General features: G+C 54.6%; 11 protein-coding genes. 4 read left to right on the top strand and 7 right to left on the bottom strand.

Annotation, left to right across the window (positions count from 1 at the left end; genetic code table 11):
• Nucleotides 1-4 precede the first annotated feature (4 nt).
• The 4 genes from pncB (at nt 5) to AAF463_RS06810 (ending at nt 5,553) form a co-directional block, all read left to right on the top strand.
• The gene (gene pncB / locus AAF463_RS06825) at nt 5-1,210 is read left to right on the top strand and encodes a nicotinate phosphoribosyltransferase (RefSeq protein WP_350261757.1); all 1,206 of its coding nucleotides are present in this window, start codon (nt 5-7) and stop codon (nt 1,208-1,210) included.
• A gap of 152 nt (nt 1,211-1,362) precedes the next feature.
• The gene (gene asnS, locus AAF463_RS06820; RefSeq protein WP_350261756.1) at nt 1,363-2,763 is read left to right on the top strand and encodes an asparagine--tRNA ligase; all 1,401 of its coding nucleotides are present in this window, start codon (nt 1,363-1,365) and stop codon (nt 2,761-2,763) included.
• A 299-nt stretch (nt 2,764-3,062) separates the two neighbouring features.
• Nucleotides 3,063-4,163, top strand: a complete 1,101-nt coding sequence (ompC, locus tag AAF463_RS06815) for a porin OmpC (RefSeq protein WP_101760943.1) — start codon at nt 3,063-3,065, stop codon at nt 4,161-4,163.
• Nucleotides 4,164-4,362: 199 nt separating this feature from the next.
• Nucleotides 4,363-5,553, top strand: coding sequence for an amino acid aminotransferase (locus AAF463_RS06810; protein WP_350261755.1), 1,191 nt, complete (start codon nt 4,363-4,365; stop codon nt 5,551-5,553).
• A gap of 44 nt (nt 5,554-5,597) precedes the next feature.
• On the opposite strand, the gene AAF463_RS06805 is transcribed toward AAF463_RS06810, so the two are convergent.
• The 7 genes from AAF463_RS06805 to cmoM all read right to left on the bottom strand — a co-directional run bounded on the left by AAF463_RS06805 (nt 5,598) and on the right by cmoM (nt 16,274).
• Nucleotides 5,598-6,230 carry an MBL fold metallo-hydrolase gene (locus tag AAF463_RS06805; RefSeq protein WP_350261754.1) on the bottom strand — a complete coding sequence of 211 codons (633 nt, stop codon included), beginning with the start codon at nt 6,228-6,230 and terminating at the stop codon, nt 5,598-5,600.
• Nucleotides 6,231-6,266: 36 nt separating this feature from the next.
• Entirely contained in the window at nt 6,267-6,818 is a 552-nt protein-coding gene (locus AAF463_RS06800; protein ID WP_101760946.1) for a YcbK family protein, read from the bottom strand.
• 187 nt (nt 6,819-7,005) lie between these two features.
• The gene (gene ldtD / locus AAF463_RS06795; protein WP_350261753.1) at nt 7,006-8,835 is read right to left on the bottom strand and encodes a L,D-transpeptidase; all 1,830 of its coding nucleotides are present in this window, start codon (nt 8,833-8,835) and stop codon (nt 7,006-7,008) included.
• A gap of 156 nt (nt 8,836-8,991) precedes the next feature.
• Nucleotides 8,992-13,458 (bottom strand): chromosome partition protein MukB, encoded by a 4,467-nt coding sequence (gene mukB / locus AAF463_RS06790; RefSeq protein WP_137385497.1) that lies wholly within the window; start codon nt 13,456-13,458, stop codon nt 8,992-8,994.
• Entirely contained in the window at nt 13,455-14,189 is a 735-nt protein-coding gene (mukE, locus tag AAF463_RS06785) for a chromosome partition protein MukE (protein ID WP_101760949.1), read from the bottom strand. Before mukE ends, mukB begins: the two co-directional genes overlap by 4 nt.
• Nucleotides 14,170-15,492: a chromosome partition protein MukF gene (gene mukF / locus AAF463_RS06780; protein ID WP_007887410.1), complete on the bottom strand. Its 1,323-nt coding sequence runs from the start codon at nt 15,490-15,492 to the stop codon at nt 14,170-14,172. Before mukF ends, mukE begins: the two co-directional genes overlap by 20 nt.
• Complete coding sequence (gene cmoM / locus AAF463_RS06775) at nt 15,489-16,274, bottom strand: tRNA uridine 5-oxyacetic acid(34) methyltransferase CmoM (RefSeq protein ID WP_101760950.1); 786 nt, start codon at nt 16,272-16,274, stop codon at nt 15,489-15,491. The genes mukF and cmoM overlap by 4 nt, the downstream gene beginning before the upstream one ends.
• Between the last annotated feature and the right edge of the window lie 80 nt (nt 16,275-16,354).

The following is a 16,354-nucleotide window of genomic DNA, read 5'->3' as shown; positions in this document are numbered from 1 at the left end:
CACCATGACTGGACATGCTTCCCCGATTTTGACCACGCTGCTTGATACCGATGCGTATAAGCTTCACATGCAGCAGGCCGTCTATCATCGCTATTATGATGTCCCGGTTACGGCGGAATTTCGCTGCCGTGGCGACGAACTGCTCGGTATTTATGCGGACGAGATCCGCGCACAAATTGAAACCCTGCAAACGCTCGCCCTGAGCGACGATGAGTATCACTACCTCAGCGGGCTGCCTTTCTTCCAACGCGATTACCTTGACTGGCTGCGCCAGTTCCGCCTCGATCCCTCACAAGTCAACGTGCGTAACAACAACGGCCATCTGACGATTCAGATCAGCGGGCCGTGGCGTGAAGTGATTTTGTGGGAAGTGCCGTTGCTGGCGCTGATCAGTGAAGTGGTGCATCGCCACCGCACGCCGCAGATGGGTGTGGAGCAGGCGGTTGCGCACTTGCAGCACAAGCTGGTCGATTTCCGTCAGCAGGTCGGCGATTTGGATATGTCACGCTTCCAGCTGATGGATTTCGGCACGCGTCGCCGCTACTCAAAAGCGGTGCAGGAAGCGATTGTCGCTACGCTTAAAGCGGAGTTTCCGTGGCTGGTGGGCACCAGCAACTACGATTTGGCGCGCCGCCTGCAGCTTAATCCGGTGGGTACGCAAGCGCATGAATGGTTCCAGGCACACCAGCAAATCAGCCCGGTATTGGCGAACAGCCAACGTGCGGCGCTGCAATCCTGGCTGGATGAGTATGACGATCAGTTAGGCATCGCTTTAACCGACTGCATCACCATGGATGCTTTCCTGCGCGACTTTGGTCCGGGCTTTGCGCATCGCTATCAAGGCCTGCGTCACGACTCCGGCGATCCGCTGGAATGGGGTGAAAAAGCCATTGCGCACTATCAGCGGCTGGATATCGATCCCAAAAGCAAAACGCTGGTGTTCTCGGATAACCTCAATCTGGACAAAGCGCTGGCGCTCTATCGTCACTTTGGCCAACGTGCCAACGTGGTGTTCGGTATCGGAACACGCTTGTCCTGCGATATTCCGGGCGTGACGCCGCTGAATATCGTGATCAAACTGGTGAGCTGCAATGGCAAACCGGTGGCAAAACTCTCCGACAGCCCCGGCAAAACCATTTGCCAGGATAAAGCCTTCGTGCGCGCCTTGCGCAAAGCCTTCGATCTGCCGCTGGTCAAAAGAGCCAGCTGATTCTTATAGCAGGGCGCTTGCGCCCTGCTCTCACGCAACAAATCTCCTGTTTACCCGGCAATTTTGCTTGTTTCCTGTGGGCTCGCAAGTAACATAGCAAAACCCTGAATAAGGGCTTTTATCCACCTTCTTTTATATATAGAGAGAACTTTATGAGCGTTGTGCCTGTAGCGGATGTACTGCACGGCCGTGTCGCGGTTGACAGTGAAGTCACCGTACGTGGTTGGGTGCGTACCCGAAGAGATTCCAAAGCTGGTCTTTCCTTTATCGCCGTTTACGACGGTTCCTGCTTTAATCCCGTTCAGGCCGTCGTCAATAATTCTCTGAATAATTATCAGGATGAAGTGCTGCGTCTGACCACCGGCTGCTCGGTAATCATTACCGGTAAAGTGGTCGAATCGCCGGGCGAAGGCCAGGCTTTCGAGCTGCAGGCGACTAACGTTGAAGTTACCGGCTGGGTTGACGATCCGGATACCTATCCGATGGCGGCGAAACGTCACAGCATCGAATATTTGCGAGAAGTGGCGCATCTGCGTCCACGTACCAACCTTGTAGGCGCCGTGGCGCGCGTGCGTCATACGCTGGCGCAGGCGCTGCATCGCTTCTTCCACGAAAACGGCTATTTCTGGGTTTCGACTCCGCTGATCACCGCTTCGGATACCGAAGGTGCTGGCGAGATGTTCCGCGTTTCAACGCTGGACCTGGAAAACCTGCCGCGCGATCCGCAGGGCAAAATCGATTTCGATAAAGACTTCTTCGGTAAAGAAGCCTTCCTGACCGTATCGGGCCAGCTCAACGCCGAAACTTACGCCTGTGCGCTGTCTAAGGTGTATACCTTTGGTCCCACTTTCCGCGCCGAAAACTCCAACACCAGCCGTCACCTGGCGGAATTCTGGATGCTGGAGCCGGAAGTGGCGTTCGCGACGCTGGATGATGCGGCCGCTTTGGCAGAATCTATGCTGAAATACGTGTTCCAGGCCGTTCTCAACGAGCGTGCTGATGACATGGCCTTCTTTGCTGAGCGCGTGGATAAAGATGCGATTGCGCGTCTCGAGCGTTTCGTGACTACCGACTTTGCTCAGGTGGATTACACCGATGCGGTTGAAATCCTGCTGAAAAGCGGCCAGAGCTTCGAGAACCCGGTCTCCTGGGGCGTGGATCTCTCATCCGAACACGAGCGTTATCTCGCCGAGCAGCACTTCAAGGCGCCGGTGGTAGTGAAAAACTACCCGAAAGACATTAAAGCCTTCTATATGCGCATGAACGAAGATGGCAAAACCGTAGCGGCGATGGATGTTCTCGCGCCAGGCATCGGCGAAATCATCGGGGGTTCACAGCGTGAAGAGCGTCTGGATGTGCTGGATGCACGTCTGGCAGAAATGGGACTCAATAAAGAAGATTATTGGTGGTATCGTGACCTGCGCCGTTACGGCACCGTGCCACATGCCGGCTTTGGATTAGGTTTCGAACGATTAATCGCCTATGTCACCGGCGTACAAAATGTAAGGGATGTTATCCCCTTCCCACGTACCCCTCGCAACGCGAATTTCTAAATTTAGCGATTAATTATAAGTAATTCATATATATAAAGAGGTCGGCCTAGCCGGCCTTTTTTTATTTTTGTAAATTTAGAGTTCTCTCACAAAGTTCCCGAATTTTTACAAATTGTCATACAATTTTTCCTTTTGATACTTAATTGCGAGATTTGAATCATCTTCGGGCTAGAATTAGCAACCCTGTGATGGAAAGATGCGTGCAGACACAGGAGACATCAAACTTCTTTCAAGGTTCTGTAAAGATTTCTTGGCAGCAGTGGCAGATGTCCAAATAACTCCAATGAGGGTAATAAAAAATGATGAAGCGCAACATTCTTGCAGTGGTTATCCCTGCTCTGTTAGCTGCCGGCGCAGCAAACGCAGCAGAAATTTATAACAAAGACGGCAACAAACTGGACCTGTACGGTAAAGTTGATGCGCGTCATACTTTCTCTGATAACGCTGGCGATGATGGTGACCAAACTTATGTGCGTTTCGGTTTCAAAGGCGAAACTCAGATTACTGACCAACTGACCGGTTATGGCCAGTGGGAATACAACGTTCAGGCAAACGTTGCAGAATCTCAGGGCACCAGCGGTTCTAAAACTCGTCTGGGCTTTGCAGGTCTGAAATTTGGCGATGCAGGTTCATTCGACTACGGTCGTAACTACGGCGTTATCTATGACGCAATGTCTTACACCGACCAATTGCCGGTATTTGGTGATGACACCATGTACCAGGAAAATGACAACTTCATGATCGGTCGTTCTAACGGCCTGGCTACTTACCGTAACAGCAACTTCTTCGGCTTGGTTGATGGCCTGAGCTTCGCTGCACAGTATCAAGGCAAAAACGAAGGTCGTGACGTACTGCATGACAACGGCGACGGCTGGGGTACTTCTGTAGCTTATGACACCGGCATGGGTGTTAGCGTTGTAGGTTCATACGCTTCTTCTGACCGTACCGATCAGCAAGCACTGGACGGCAATGGCGATAAAGCTGACGCATACGGCTTCGGTCTGAAATATGATGCTAACAACGTCTACCTGGCAGCGTTCTACGGTGAAGCACGTAACACTACTGCTTACGGTAACACTGCTCGTCAGACTGCTAACAAAACTCAGAACTTTGAAGTGGTTGCACAGTACCAGTTCGACTTCGGTCTGCGTCCATCCATCGCTTACCTGCAGTCAAAAGGTAAGCAGCTGAACGGTAACACCGCTAACGGTGCAACCTTCGCTGGTGGCGATGCTGACCTGGTTAAATACATCGAAGTGGGTACCTACTACTACTTCAACAAAAACATGTCTACCTATGTTGACTACAAAATCAACCTGCTGGATGACAACGATTACACCCGCGCTCAGGGCGTGAGCACCGACGACGTTGTTGGCGTTGGCCTGGTTTACCAGTTCTAATCACCTGATTAGATTTGCGTAATACCTAAAAACGGAGCCTTCGGGCTCCGTTTTGCATTTCAGTGATCGGCTTCGCAATTAGCTTTTCTACTTTATCTCACCGACATATTTCTTTTTTATATCAGCGGTTGGCAAGCGTGCCGACTGACGTTAACCTGATAGCTCATTTCGCTAAAGTTCACCTAAACGGAACTGACTCATGTTTGAATCGATCTCTGCCGCACCCGCCGATCCTATTCTGGGACTGGCTGACCTTTTTCGTGCCGATGACCGGCCGAATAAAATCAATCTTGGCATTGGTGTTTATAAAGATGAAACCGGTAAAACGCCGGTCCTCACCAGTGTTAAAAAAGCTGAGCAGTATTTGCTGGAAAATGAAACCACCAAGAACTACCTGAGCATTGATGGTCTGGCGGATTTCGCACGATGCACGCAGGAGTTGCTGTTCGGCAAAGAGAGCGCGCTGATTTCTGCGGGTCGCGCCTGTACGGCACAAACACCAGGCGGTACCGGCGCCCTGCGCGTAGCAGCAGATTTTCTGGCAAACCAGACCAGCGTCAAGCGCGTTTGGGTGAGCAACCCAAGCTGGCCGAACCATAACAATGTGTTCAACGCTGCTGGCCTTGAAGTGTGTGATTACGATTATTACGATGCCGCAAGCCACAGCCTGGATTTCGACGCCATGGTGGCATCGCTGCAGGAAGCCAAAGCAGGCGATGTAGTGCTGTTCCACGGCTGCTGCCACAACCCAACTGGCGTTGATCCGTCTGCAGAGCAATGGCAACAGCTGGCGCAACTGTCGCTAGAGAAAGGATGGTTGCCGCTGTTTGATTTCGCCTATCAGGGCTTTGCTCGCGGTCTGGATGAAGATGCGCAAGGGCTGCGTATTTTTGCCGCTTCACATCAGGATCTGATTGTTGCTAGCTCTTACTCGAAGAACTTCGGTTTGTATAATGAGCGTGTAGGTGCATTAACGCTGGTTGCAGCGAGCAGCGACGTGGCCAAAACTGCGTTTAGCCAGGTGAAATACACCATTCGCGCCAACTACTCTAACCCGCCGTCACACGGCGCGGCGGTCGTCGCCACCATCCTCAGCAATGACGCGCTGCGCACCATCTGGATTCAGGAGCTGGCCGATATGCGTCAGCGCATCCAGCGCATGCGTCAGCTGTTTGTGAACACACTGGCGGAGAAAGGCGCTAATCAAGACTTTAGCTTCATCATCAAGCAGAACGGCATGTTCTCATTCAGCGGCCTGACCAAAGATCAGGTAGTGCGTCTGCGTGAGGAGTTTGGCGTGTATGCGGTGAACTCGGGTCGCGTTAACGTGGCAGGCATGACGCCAGACAATATGTCGGCGCTGTGTGAGGCGATTGTCGCAGTTTTATAAATCAGGCGGCAAATAACAACAAATGGGCCAAAAGGGCCCATTTTTTATTCTTGCAGGAACGGATTGCTGATGCGTTCGCGGCCTAGCGTCGAGATAGGCCCGTGCCCCGGCACGAAAGTCACATCATCGCCTAGCGGCAACAGCTTGGTTTTAATCGCATCGATCAGGTCGCTGTGGCTGCCCTGCGGGAAATCGGTGCGTCCAACGCCACCGTTGAAAATCACATCGCCAGAAATCAGAAGACGCCCAACGCGATCGAAGAACACAATATGTCCCGGCGTATGGCCCGGACAAAGCAGCACTTCCAGCGTGACATTGCCAACCTGCACAGTTTCACCCTCTTCCAGCCAGCGATCGGGCGTGAGCGGCGCACACTCGGGCAAACCGAACATACGGCTTTGTGTGGGCAGATTATCTAACCAGAAAGCATCGAGCGGATGCGGACCGACAATGGGCGCCTGATAATGTGCCGCTAGCTCGGCAGCGGCACCAACATGATCAAGATGTCCATGCGTGAGCAGGATCTGCGATGGCGTTAAACCACGTTCTGCCAGCACGGCTTTGATGGTTTCCGCATCGCCGCCGGGATCGACCAGTGCGGCTTGTTGAGTTTCGTCATCCCATATAACTGAACAGTTTTGGGAAAAAGCCGTAACCGGAATAATTTGGTAGTTCATAGCGCTCCATGACCGACACACGCAGCGCTGCCGGTATCAGGACCAGTGCCTTGCGGGCCCGGTATCTATGTGTACGAAGTTGCTGCGCGGGTAATATCCTACACCACCGGCGCGCATAGATAACGCCGCTTTGCGAACATTGCTCAACGAAATTCCCTCAATGTGGAAATCCATCGCTTGTCCTTTAGTGTGATAGCTTTTTTTCGCCACGCCCGGGCCCGATTCACGCAGCATGGTGTTGGTGGCTAAGGTGCGGTAACCCGAGATCAATTGCACCGGCTTGCGCGTATCCAGCAATGTTTGCAGGCGGTAAAGCTGGTCAAAAAGATGGGGATCGATGGTCTTCACCTGATTGGCGCGGTAATCACGGAAGAAGTGATTTAAGCGGGCTAACTCATCCTTGTCATAACGCTTACCGTTAAAAAACTCTGTTTTAAGGGTTTCACCGGTGTGAAGGTTACTAAGCGTCAATACTCGTGGGCGGGCGGTGGAAAGCGAAGCCAGAGCGGAGCCAGGAAGCAGTGATAATCCTGCTGCTGCGCCTCCAATCAAGAGTAATCGACGACGTTGAGAATCAATATTAGCCATGAAGCGAGGTTACCTAATCTAAAGCGGATAAAATATGTGCGAAAAGTACACAAGGCCGAACATTAACGTCCGCCTAAGAGTCAGTCAACCCAGAATATGTTGCAGAAGACCAAAACCAGCTCAAAATCAAATTTTCGAGACTGGTCTTGGTTAAATTCATGTGAAGAGAAAACAGCCAAATCAATTACTAGAGTAACAACTGACCGGCTTTATGCAATACCTGACTACCGGAACGGGCGGGATTATCATAATTGTAAATATCTGTACGATATTGCGGCTGGCCGTCATCTGCGACCCATGCGGTTAAATAGTAAAGGTTCACAGGAATACGATGGCGAATCGGCACGTAACGGGTATTTCCCTCTTTCAAGGTGTCTGAGATACGGCCGTCGTTCCAGCCCACATCCTGCAACAGCAGATCGGCCAGTTCTGAGGCTTTATTCACGCGCACACAGCCCGAACTGAGCGCACGAATATCGCGCTGGAACAGGTTATGGTTTGGCGTATCGTGCAGATAAATCGCATCCGAACTCGGCATGTTGAATTTGTAGCGACCCAGTGAGTTAGTTGCGCCCGGCGCCTGTCGAATGCGATACGGGAAGCTCGCGGCCGACACCATACGCCAGTCAATCATCGAAGGATCGATCACTTCCGCATCCGCACTCCAGCCCGACAACAGCGTATAACCGTGCTTATACAGATAAGTCGGATCCTGTTTCACCTTCGGCACAATATCCTGGCGCACCAGCGTGGTTGGCACGTTCCACGGTGGATTGAGCACCACATTATTCAGCGCGCTACGCATCAGCGGCGTTTTGCGGTCAGGACGACCCACAATCACGCGTGATGACAAAATGGTGGCGCCGTTGTTGTAGTAGGTCAGCGAATAGTTGGGAATGTTCACCATGATGCCGTTATGCATATCATCCGGTAGCAGACGCAGACGCTGTATGTTGAGCGCCAGCAGCGAAGCACGCATCTGCGGTGGCACATTCAGCCATTCACGGGTACGCGGACCAATTGCGCCGTCATCGGCCAGTCCCTGCCAGTGCTGGAAGCGTTTAACGCCCTCCACCAGCGCAGCGTCATACACGTTGGGTCCGGTTGCCGTCGGATTAGCAGCCACATTATTGGCCGCTTCAGGCGTCGCAGCGAGTGCCGGAGCCGCATCAATATCATCAAAGTTTGCCGCAGACGGGCTCACCGCCACCGGCTGATTGCTTTGGCTCACCGGAACCGGCGCAGTTGGCACCGCGTCTTCCGCCGGCGTTGGCGTAGTACTATGGCTGGCGGTCAACATGCCGGTGCGTTGCAGAATCTCACGCAGCGCAGGCACATCATTACTGATCTGCCCTGGGCGTAGCGTAACGGTATCACGCAGCTGTGGCCATGGGCGATCGTCGGTGAGTAACGTTTTCAGCGCATTATGCATCGGCGCATATTGCGGATGCTGCGGTTGCAGCGAGACCACGAAAGTCCGGCTGCCGCCGCCGTTCACCGCATTCTGCCACTGATTGATGGCCGCCAGTGATGGCATGGTCAGCTTGTAAGGCACATTGCTGTAGAGCCAGGTTTCACCCTGTGTCGGCACATTGGCAACAAACTGCAGATAGCCAAGCATCGCATCACTGAGCACGATATCGCGCGCCAGGCCTTTAATGTTCGGGTTAGTCAGACGCTCCACCCAGCGGGTGAATTGCGGCTGTACGCCTGAGAGCGCCACTTCCGCCAACTGCTGCTGGAAAGCCTGCACCGCTTGCGGGTCCTGCCACAGCGGAGCCATATCGCGCGACGCATAAATGCCGGCTAAACCGGGCAGGTAGAAAGGTTGTTCAGTGGCGCTGAACGCCTGCTGAATCTGCTGCTGGCTGGCAGCAACCGACATCGAACTGTGGTGCGTTGAATTGGGTAGCGTGGAGGTGATGGCCGCATGGCTCACAGCCAGCGGCGATAGTACCAGTGACAAACCGAGTGCTACTGCAGCACGACTCATTTTGCTCTTATTGTTTAGCAACATCCCTGCCCCCTTCTCACCAATGACATAGCGCCCTGTGATCGCCATGTACAGCCATACTCATAATGTTGAGTATACGAATAAAAAACGGCATCTGCCTCTCAGTGCAGATGCCGCATACAGATTAAACGTAGTGCTGTTTTTTAACCAGATTAAGCGCTATGAATTCTCATATTCAAGACCGACCTTAGGACTTTGATCCTTGCTCGGTGCAGGATCTGCCGAGAAGCCGCGCAGCCCAACCACATGCACATGTTCGGTGTTATTGAACATTTTACGCACCAGTTTGTAGGTGGTGCCTTTTTCCGGGCTGATATTCTCTGGCGCCGCGATGATCAGCTGCATCTCCAGACGTTCGCACAGCTCAAACAGTGTGGCGATCGAACGCGCATCAAGACGTGCCGCTTCATCGAGGAACAGCAGACGACACGGCGAAATATCTTTGCCACGCAGACGACGTGATTCCTCTTCCCAGCTCTGTACCACCATCACCAGAATCGACATCCCGGTACCGATCGCTTCACCGGTAGAGAGCGCCCCACTTTCTGCACGCAGCCAGCCGTCAGTGCCACGGTTCACTTCCACTTCCATCTCAAGATAGTTGCGGTAGTCGAGCAGTTCTTCACCGATGGTTTGCGGCGTGCGCTGGCCCATATCGATCTGCGGATTCAGGCGCTGATAAAGTTTCGCCAGCGCTTCCGAGAAGGTTAATCGGTTGCTGGTAAACAGATCCTGATGCTGTTCATGCTCTTCCGACAGCGTATCCAGCAGCGTTGAGTGCGCTTCACGCACGTTCACGTTGAGGCGCACGCTGCGCACCTGACCAAAGCTTACCGCCTGCAACCCCTGGTTCAGCTGGCGAATACGGTTTTGCTCGCGCTGGATGGTTTTACGAATGATGTTCGCTGCACTGCGTGAGCTGATTGCCAGCGTCTGTTCACGCGCCGTCAGCTCTTCGGTCAGACGATTCAGCTCAATCTCCATCTGCTCGATGGCTTCAACCGGATCGTCGGTACGAATGATGTCCTGGCGAATACGTTCGCGCAGATGCTGATACACCGCGATAAAGAACTGAATCTTACGTTCCGGACGTTTCGGATCTTCAGACATACGCAGCACATCGCGCAGATGTTCGTTATCCGCCACCGCCAGACGCAGCGCACCCAGCGCCTTATCCGACATCGAACGCAGCTCATCGCCGCTGAGATAGGCCAGCTCGCGACGATGCAGACGACGCTCAACGCCATTCTCTTTCACCAGACGCAACACCGTGCACCAGCCCGCTTTCGCGCTGACCACCTGCTCACGAATCTGATGATAATCGCGTTCCAGCTTGCGCAGTTTTTTCTGCAGGCTGTCCATTTCGGCTTCACAGAAGGTGATCTGTTTTTCCAGCTGGTTGCGACGCGCACGGTTGTGGCTTAGCGCGCTATACAGCTCATCACGACGAATGCGCGCGCGCTCTTCTGCACTGGCATCGGCATGCACGCCGATATCCTGCATCTCTTGCTGCAACTCTTTCAGCATGTCGCGTTTGGCATCGTATGAACTTTTTAGCGATGCCAGCACCTGCGAATACTGCGTCAGCTGGGCCTGATGTCCACGCAGACGTTCGCGTGCGCGGCTGCGCTCGCCTTCCGCCTGCTCCAGACGCTGACGCAACTGTTCGTTGAGATCGCTGTTGCCACCCAACATGCCAGCCGAACTTTCATAGCTGAAGTGCGCGCGGCGCTGCACCACTTCGGTCAGCGCAAAGGCTTGCTGACGCGCATCACGCTGCTGCTGCTGTGCCTGCTGATAGTCGCGCTGCAGCTGATCGTGCTGCTGCGGATCGCTTTGCAGTACCGCAATCAGCGGCTCCAGCTTGCTGAGTTTGCTGCCGTGCTGATGCAGGAAACGCGCGGCTTCCTGTGCTTCTTCAACGCGCTCGCGGATCTCTTCACAGCGATCGCCAAGCGTGTCGTCGAGCAGCAGATTTACGCGTGGCAACAGGCGGTTCAGCTGGCTGACGCCCTCTTTTGCCTGCTCAAACTGCGCGCGCTGCTGCTGATTGTCATTTTCATGCTGCGCCAGCGCCCGCTCCAGCTCGCCACGACGGCTGTTAAGCTGACGAATCTGCGCTTCCGGATCTTCGTCAAACGCCACCGCTAAATGGCTGCCGATGAAGCGGCTAAAGGATTGATGCAGACGCTGGGTTTTCTGTACATCAAACGACAGCGTGGCATAACGTTCAGCCAGCTGTTCACGTTCGTTGTTCAGCAACTCAAGCTGGTTTTCACGCGCCGCGCGACCAAACAGCGGCACTTTCGGGAAGCGGGAGTAGCGCCACTGACGCTCAGCCACTTTCACCACCACCGCTTTTTCCAGCTCTTCGACGCTAAATACGCTGTCGTCAAAGGCTTGCGGATCGCCTTCAATCAGATAGAGATCTTCCGGGCACTCGTCTAAACCGTCGAGCAGGTCGCGCACCAGCGACAGATCTGGCACCACGATGGCGTGGCGCGATGGACCGTATAGCGCCGAGAAGTACGGTGCATCATCCAGCGTAACGTCATCATAAATTTCCGACAGCAGCACGCCGCCAAAACGTTCCGCCAGCTGCGTCAGTCGCGCATCTTCCGCACCGCCCGGTTGGCTCAGACGTTCAATCTGCTGTTCAACTTCGCGCTTACGCGCGGCCAGCTCGTCGCGCTCAACCGTGGTTTCACGCTCGCGCTCCAGCAGTTGCTGCATAAATTCGGTGATTTGCTGGCTGCTGGTCAGCTCCTGACCGGTTTGCTCGCTCAGCTGCGTCAGGATTTCCTGCGCCGCCAGCCAGTGTGGCGCACGCGCGGTCAGCGCAGTGATGCGTTCACGCAGCTGCTCCAGCTCCTGACGCATCAACATGCGGCGTTCACCGGCATCGGCAACGCTGCTATTCAGTTGCTCAATCTGCGCTTCGAGTTCACGCTGCAAGCCGTCCAGCGCATCCGCATCGTATTGCTGGCCCTGACGTTTGCAGAAATCCGCCAGCAAACGCTCAGCATCATGCTGCTCACGCAGACGGGTTTCTAATTCATTGAGGCGCAGACGCAGCGAGGAAAGCTGTTCGGCCTGGTGGCGCTGATTGCCAGCGTCGCGCAGTAATTCGCGCCCCACTTGCCACGCATCCTGACGACTGACGTCACCGGCGATGCTGGTAACTAACGCTAACGCTTGCTCAAACTGGCTGTGTGCCGCTTCGGCGACGCTCAGTTTCTGTTCCAGACGCAGCAGGCGCTCGGTGGCTTCTTCTTCACGCGCCTGGAAGGTTTCCTGCCATTCGGCCGCGTTATCGATGGTTAAATCAGGCAGCTGACACTGCGTGCGCGCCTTTTCCAATGCTTGCAAAGCTTGCTGATACTGGATTGCCCGCGTCTGTTGCACGTCGAGCGCCTGCTGGAAATCGGCGAGTTGGCTTTTTAGCTCATCGACTTCCACTTCAGCCGCTTCGGCGCGTGCTTCATTCTCTTCCTGCACTTCGCGCGCTTCGGCAACCACTTCGTTCTGCTCTTCGAGGCGATAGGTCAGCTCTTCCAGATCGGCATCATAACGCTCGATTTTTTCCTGCTGGCGCATGGCGGTTTGCACCAGATTCAGATGGTCGCTAGCGCCCTGATAATCGCTTTCCAGATCGCTCTCAGCACCGCTGTGCTCGGCCAACTCGCGCGCCATTTCAATGTGGCGATACTGCTCGGAAATCAGCTGGTTGCGGCTGGTAAACAGCTCATTACGCAGCTGCAGCGCGCCGTCGAGGTGAATACGACGCTCGTTGGCGTGGCGCATGTAGTCGGCGGAAACGTAGTTGGTGGCTTCCGAGATCAGATGCTTAAACAGGTCGCGATCGGATTGGGTGACGCGAATCGCTTCCAGCGTCATGCGGTTTTCCCGCAGTGCAGCTTCCATATCCTGGAAGGCTTTACGCACGCCGCCATTTTCTGGCAGCAGGTAATCGCGCAGTGAACGGGTGATAGCGCTGGAGATACCGCCGTACAGCGAAGCTTCAATCAGGCGATAAAACTTACTGCGATCGCTGGCGTTACGCAGACGACGCGGCACCACGCCGAGCTCGAACAGCACCGCATGGTAATCGGTGACCGAGTTGTACTGTTTGAATTGCACGCCTTCCTGCGCTTCCACACGCTCCTTCACTTCCGTCAGCGGCAACACGCGCGCCTGACGGTTATTAAGGATTTCGGTCAGCATATCGGTCGCCTGTGAATCGCTCGGCAAGCCGTGAATACTGAATGGTTTGATATCGACCTTTTTATCGCGTCCCGCTACCTGCTGCAGACGTACGCCAACAATCACGCGTTGATGGCGTGAGTTGACCACATCCAGCACCGAATAGCAGACGCCGGCGCGCAGCTTACCGTGCAGGCCTTTATCGCGCGAACCCGATGTCGCACCGGCTTCGGTGGTGTTACGGAAGTGCAGCAAGGTTAAGTCAGGGATCATCGCCGTCACGAAGGCGGCCATGGTGGTGGATTTACCCGCACCGTTACCGCCCGAAAGCGTGGTGACCAGTTCATCAAGATCAAAAGTACGGGCAAAGAAGCCGTTCCAGTTGATCAGCGTTAGCGAACGAAATTTACCGCGTTCAATCATGCTTGTTCATCCTCCGCGTTATCACTCGCGTCGCTTTCAGCGTCAATATCGTTATCTGCTTCATCGTTCTCAGTCGCAGCCGGCGCACTTTCCAGCGTCATCGCTTCACCGTCACGTATCAGGCGCAGCTGCGCTTCACGCGCATCGTCACCGCTGCGCACGTCGGCGCCAAAGCGGAACACTGATTCGGTGATGCGGAATTTGCTGCTGTCGTTGCCCATAAACCACACCATGCCGAGACGGCGCAGGCGGCTCAGCGACGCACGCATTTTTTCCTGCAGCTTGGCGCGATCAAGATCGGAACCGGTAGAACGCTGATTGACCAGCTTGAGCAGCTTGCTCTCATCGGCCAGCGACAGCAGTTCGTCGTACAGCTCTTGCTGGGTAAAAATCCCTTCATTCGCCAGACGTTCCGGGCTGAGATAGAGATAGCAAAGAATTTTGCCCACCATCATATCCAGCTCGGACAACACCGAGCGTGGAATCAAAGTGGTTGAACGCGGACGCAGATAGAAGAAGCCTTCCGGCGCGCGGATCAGCTCAACGTTGTAGCGCGCGTAAAACTCTTCGAGATATTCCTGGTAATCCATCAGGAAGGCGTGATTATCCAGCTCTTCAATGCCAATGTGGCGACCCGCGCGTAACTGGCTATCGAGCGCCGGGAAAATCGGGTTTGCCAGAGCCAATGCCAGTTTGACTGGCATCACTTGTTCAATATTTGTCGATGACATGTGCCTGCACCTTGGCTCCGTAATCATTAATGGCCTGCCATTGCGCAGGCAGACCGGCTAAATCAGCTTCGGCCACGCCGAGTCGCACCGCTTGATCGATGACGATACGCGCCAGATCAAAGTGGCGCGCGCGCGGATACTGCGACAGATAGTCGCGCATCACCGTGGCCAGATGGAGCGGCTTCTGCTCCTGCTTATAAATCTGCAGCGCCTCTTCGATCATCGCGGCCAGCTGCTCGCGAATCTCATTAAACTCTTCGTATTCCATTTCCGGCGGCAGCTCGCCCATCACCTCGTCATTACGCAGCGTCATCTCTTCATCGCGCATATCGTAGAGACGATCGGCATTGGCGTAGGTCAGCGCCCACGGCTGATCGAAATAGTTTTGCACCGACAGGCGTAAACGCTGCGCAAACACGCGGTTCTTATCCATGTCGATGGCGGTACGAATAAACTTGTGTACGTGGCGGTCGTAGCCGATCCACAGATCGATAGCCTGCTGGCCCCAGCTGATGATGCGATCGAGCTTGTTTTGCAGGTCAAACACCAGCTTATCGACAAAGCCCAGATCCGGGCTGCTCAACGTCGCATCCTGGATGCGCAGCAGGTTGGCCTGCAGCTTATCGCCCGCCGCCTCCAGCGTATCCTGCAGTTCACGCAGCGTACCGGACGTTTCCGACAGCAACATTTCACAGCTGGAGATCGCCGCGCGCCAGTCTTTGTTAAGCAGATCGGCAATATCGGTTTTTACCGCTTGCTGCTGCTCATCCATCAGACGCTGCGTCATGTCGATGCTATCGAAGATTTCCGCCACCGAATATTTCAGCGGCGCAAACACGTTACGATGCCAGTGGAATTCATCACCGTCCTCTTCGGCGGCATCTGCGGCACGTTTCAACTCCTGCGCCACAATCGACAGCTGCATCGACAGGCGCAGCGTGGAGAACTCGCGCTGGCGGATGTAATAGTCGGTAATGCCGATGGCGAGTGGCGTCAGGCGATAGATGGCGTGCCCTTCAGTCAGCTCGCTGGTAAAGCGGTTCAGCAAGCGCTGACGCACCATGTCATTAATGGCGTTATTGGCACGGACCTGCACGGTTTCGTGGGTTTGTTCGAATGCTTTGCTAACGTGACGAAACGCGTCAATCAGCTCGCCTTCACTCATCTCGCCGTCCATGCGCTCACCGTTTAAGGTGGCGATGGCCAGCAAAAAGGCCAGACGTTCTACCGGCAGCGCAAGCGAAAAATCGTTCTTGCGCGCCCATGCCACCAATTCGGGGACCGTCTGGGAAAATTCGCTCATAGTTGATCCTTCTGGCTGGGTTTGCGCGCGGTCACGTGGATATAGCGCCCTAAGCTTAAAAAGGGCTCCTGGCGACAGAAACGCCGTTCCATCTCAATGATTTCCTCAACGCTCTTCCCTGCGCCGGGTTGCGGCTTCATGTAATCACAGAAGACGCGAATACCCGCACGCCGTTCAATTTCAAATCCGCAGTTTGTCAGCCAACGCGTCACATCATCCGGATCACGCGGGAAATCGGGCGACAGCGTGCGCTTTTTACGTTTGCTCATATTGGCGCGCATATAGCCGAAGTTGCCAAGCGTCAGGGTGCGGAAGGTTAAGCCGTGCGCGTTGTAAAACATCAACGACAGCACGCCGCCGGGCTTGAGCGTGTGCCACAGCGCTTGCAGCACCTCTTCCGGATGCGCGACCCATTCCAACACCGCGTGAAACAATACCAGATCAACCTGCGTATCCAAATGTTCGCCCACCTGCTGGGCGCTAATTTGTTTGAATTGCATGTTGTGGCTCACACCCGCGGCAAGCGCATGGGCTTCCGCCAGCTTCAGCATCTCAGCAGAGAGATCGCACAGCACAACCTGATGACCGCGCGCCGCCAGGCCGCTTGAGACTTGTCCCACGCCGCCGCCGGCATCCAGCACCTTCAAGGATCCGGCAGGCAATGTCGGTAACAGAGCTTCCAGTTCGTCCCAGACAATCGCCTGGCGCACTTGCCCTTTGCGCGTGCCATAAATGTTCTGTGAGAATTTGTCCGCCAGATCGTCAAAGTTACGATCCTGCATGATGATGGCTCCGCTTTGCTGCATTCAACTTGTGCTATTTTGTCACAGGCTCAACAAGAATGAACCTTTCATGCCGCAGT

It is taken from the genome of Pantoea sp. BJ2, from assembly GCF_040255075.1.
In the GTDB taxonomy this organism is placed as follows: domain Bacteria; phylum Pseudomonadota; class Gammaproteobacteria; order Enterobacterales; family Enterobacteriaceae; genus Pantoea; species Pantoea leporis.
Note: the sequence above shows the minus strand (reverse complement) of the source record. Positions and strands in the feature narration are given on the sequence as shown.

Bases quoted from the DNA above. Each gene is read 5' to 3' on its own strand.
- pncB (WP_350261757.1), top strand. From the start codon at position 5: ATGACTGGACATGCTTCCCCGATTTTGACCACGCTGCTTGATACCGAT.
- asnS (WP_350261756.1), top strand. From the start codon at position 1,363: ATGAGCGTTGTGCCTGTAGCGGATGTACTGCACGGCCGTGTCGCGGTT.
- ompC (WP_101760943.1), top strand. From the start codon at position 3,063: ATGATGAAGCGCAACATTCTTGCAGTGGTTATCCCTGCTCTGTTAGCT.
- AAF463_RS06810 (WP_350261755.1), top strand. From the start codon at position 4,363: ATGTTTGAATCGATCTCTGCCGCACCCGCCGATCCTATTCTGGGACTG.
- AAF463_RS06805 (WP_350261754.1), bottom strand. From the start codon at position 6,230: ATGAACTACCAAATTATTCCGGTTACGGCTTTTTCCCAAAACTGTTCA.
- AAF463_RS06800 (WP_101760946.1), bottom strand. From the start codon at position 6,818: ATGGCTAATATTGATTCTCAACGTCGTCGATTACTCTTGATTGGAGGC.
- ldtD (WP_350261753.1), bottom strand. From the start codon at position 8,835: ATGTTGCTAAACAATAAGAGCAAAATGAGTCGTGCTGCAGTAGCACTC.
- mukB (WP_137385497.1), bottom strand. From the start codon at position 13,458: ATGATTGAACGCGGTAAATTTCGTTCGCTAACGCTGATCAACTGGAAC.
- mukE (WP_101760949.1), bottom strand. From the start codon at position 14,189: ATGTCATCGACAAATATTGAACAAGTGATGCCAGTCAAACTGGCATTG.
- mukF (WP_007887410.1), bottom strand. From the start codon at position 15,492: ATGAGCGAATTTTCCCAGACGGTCCCCGAATTGGTGGCATGGGCGCGC.
- cmoM (WP_101760950.1), bottom strand. From the start codon at position 16,274: ATGCAGGATCGTAACTTTGACGATCTGGCGGACAAATTCTCACAGAAC.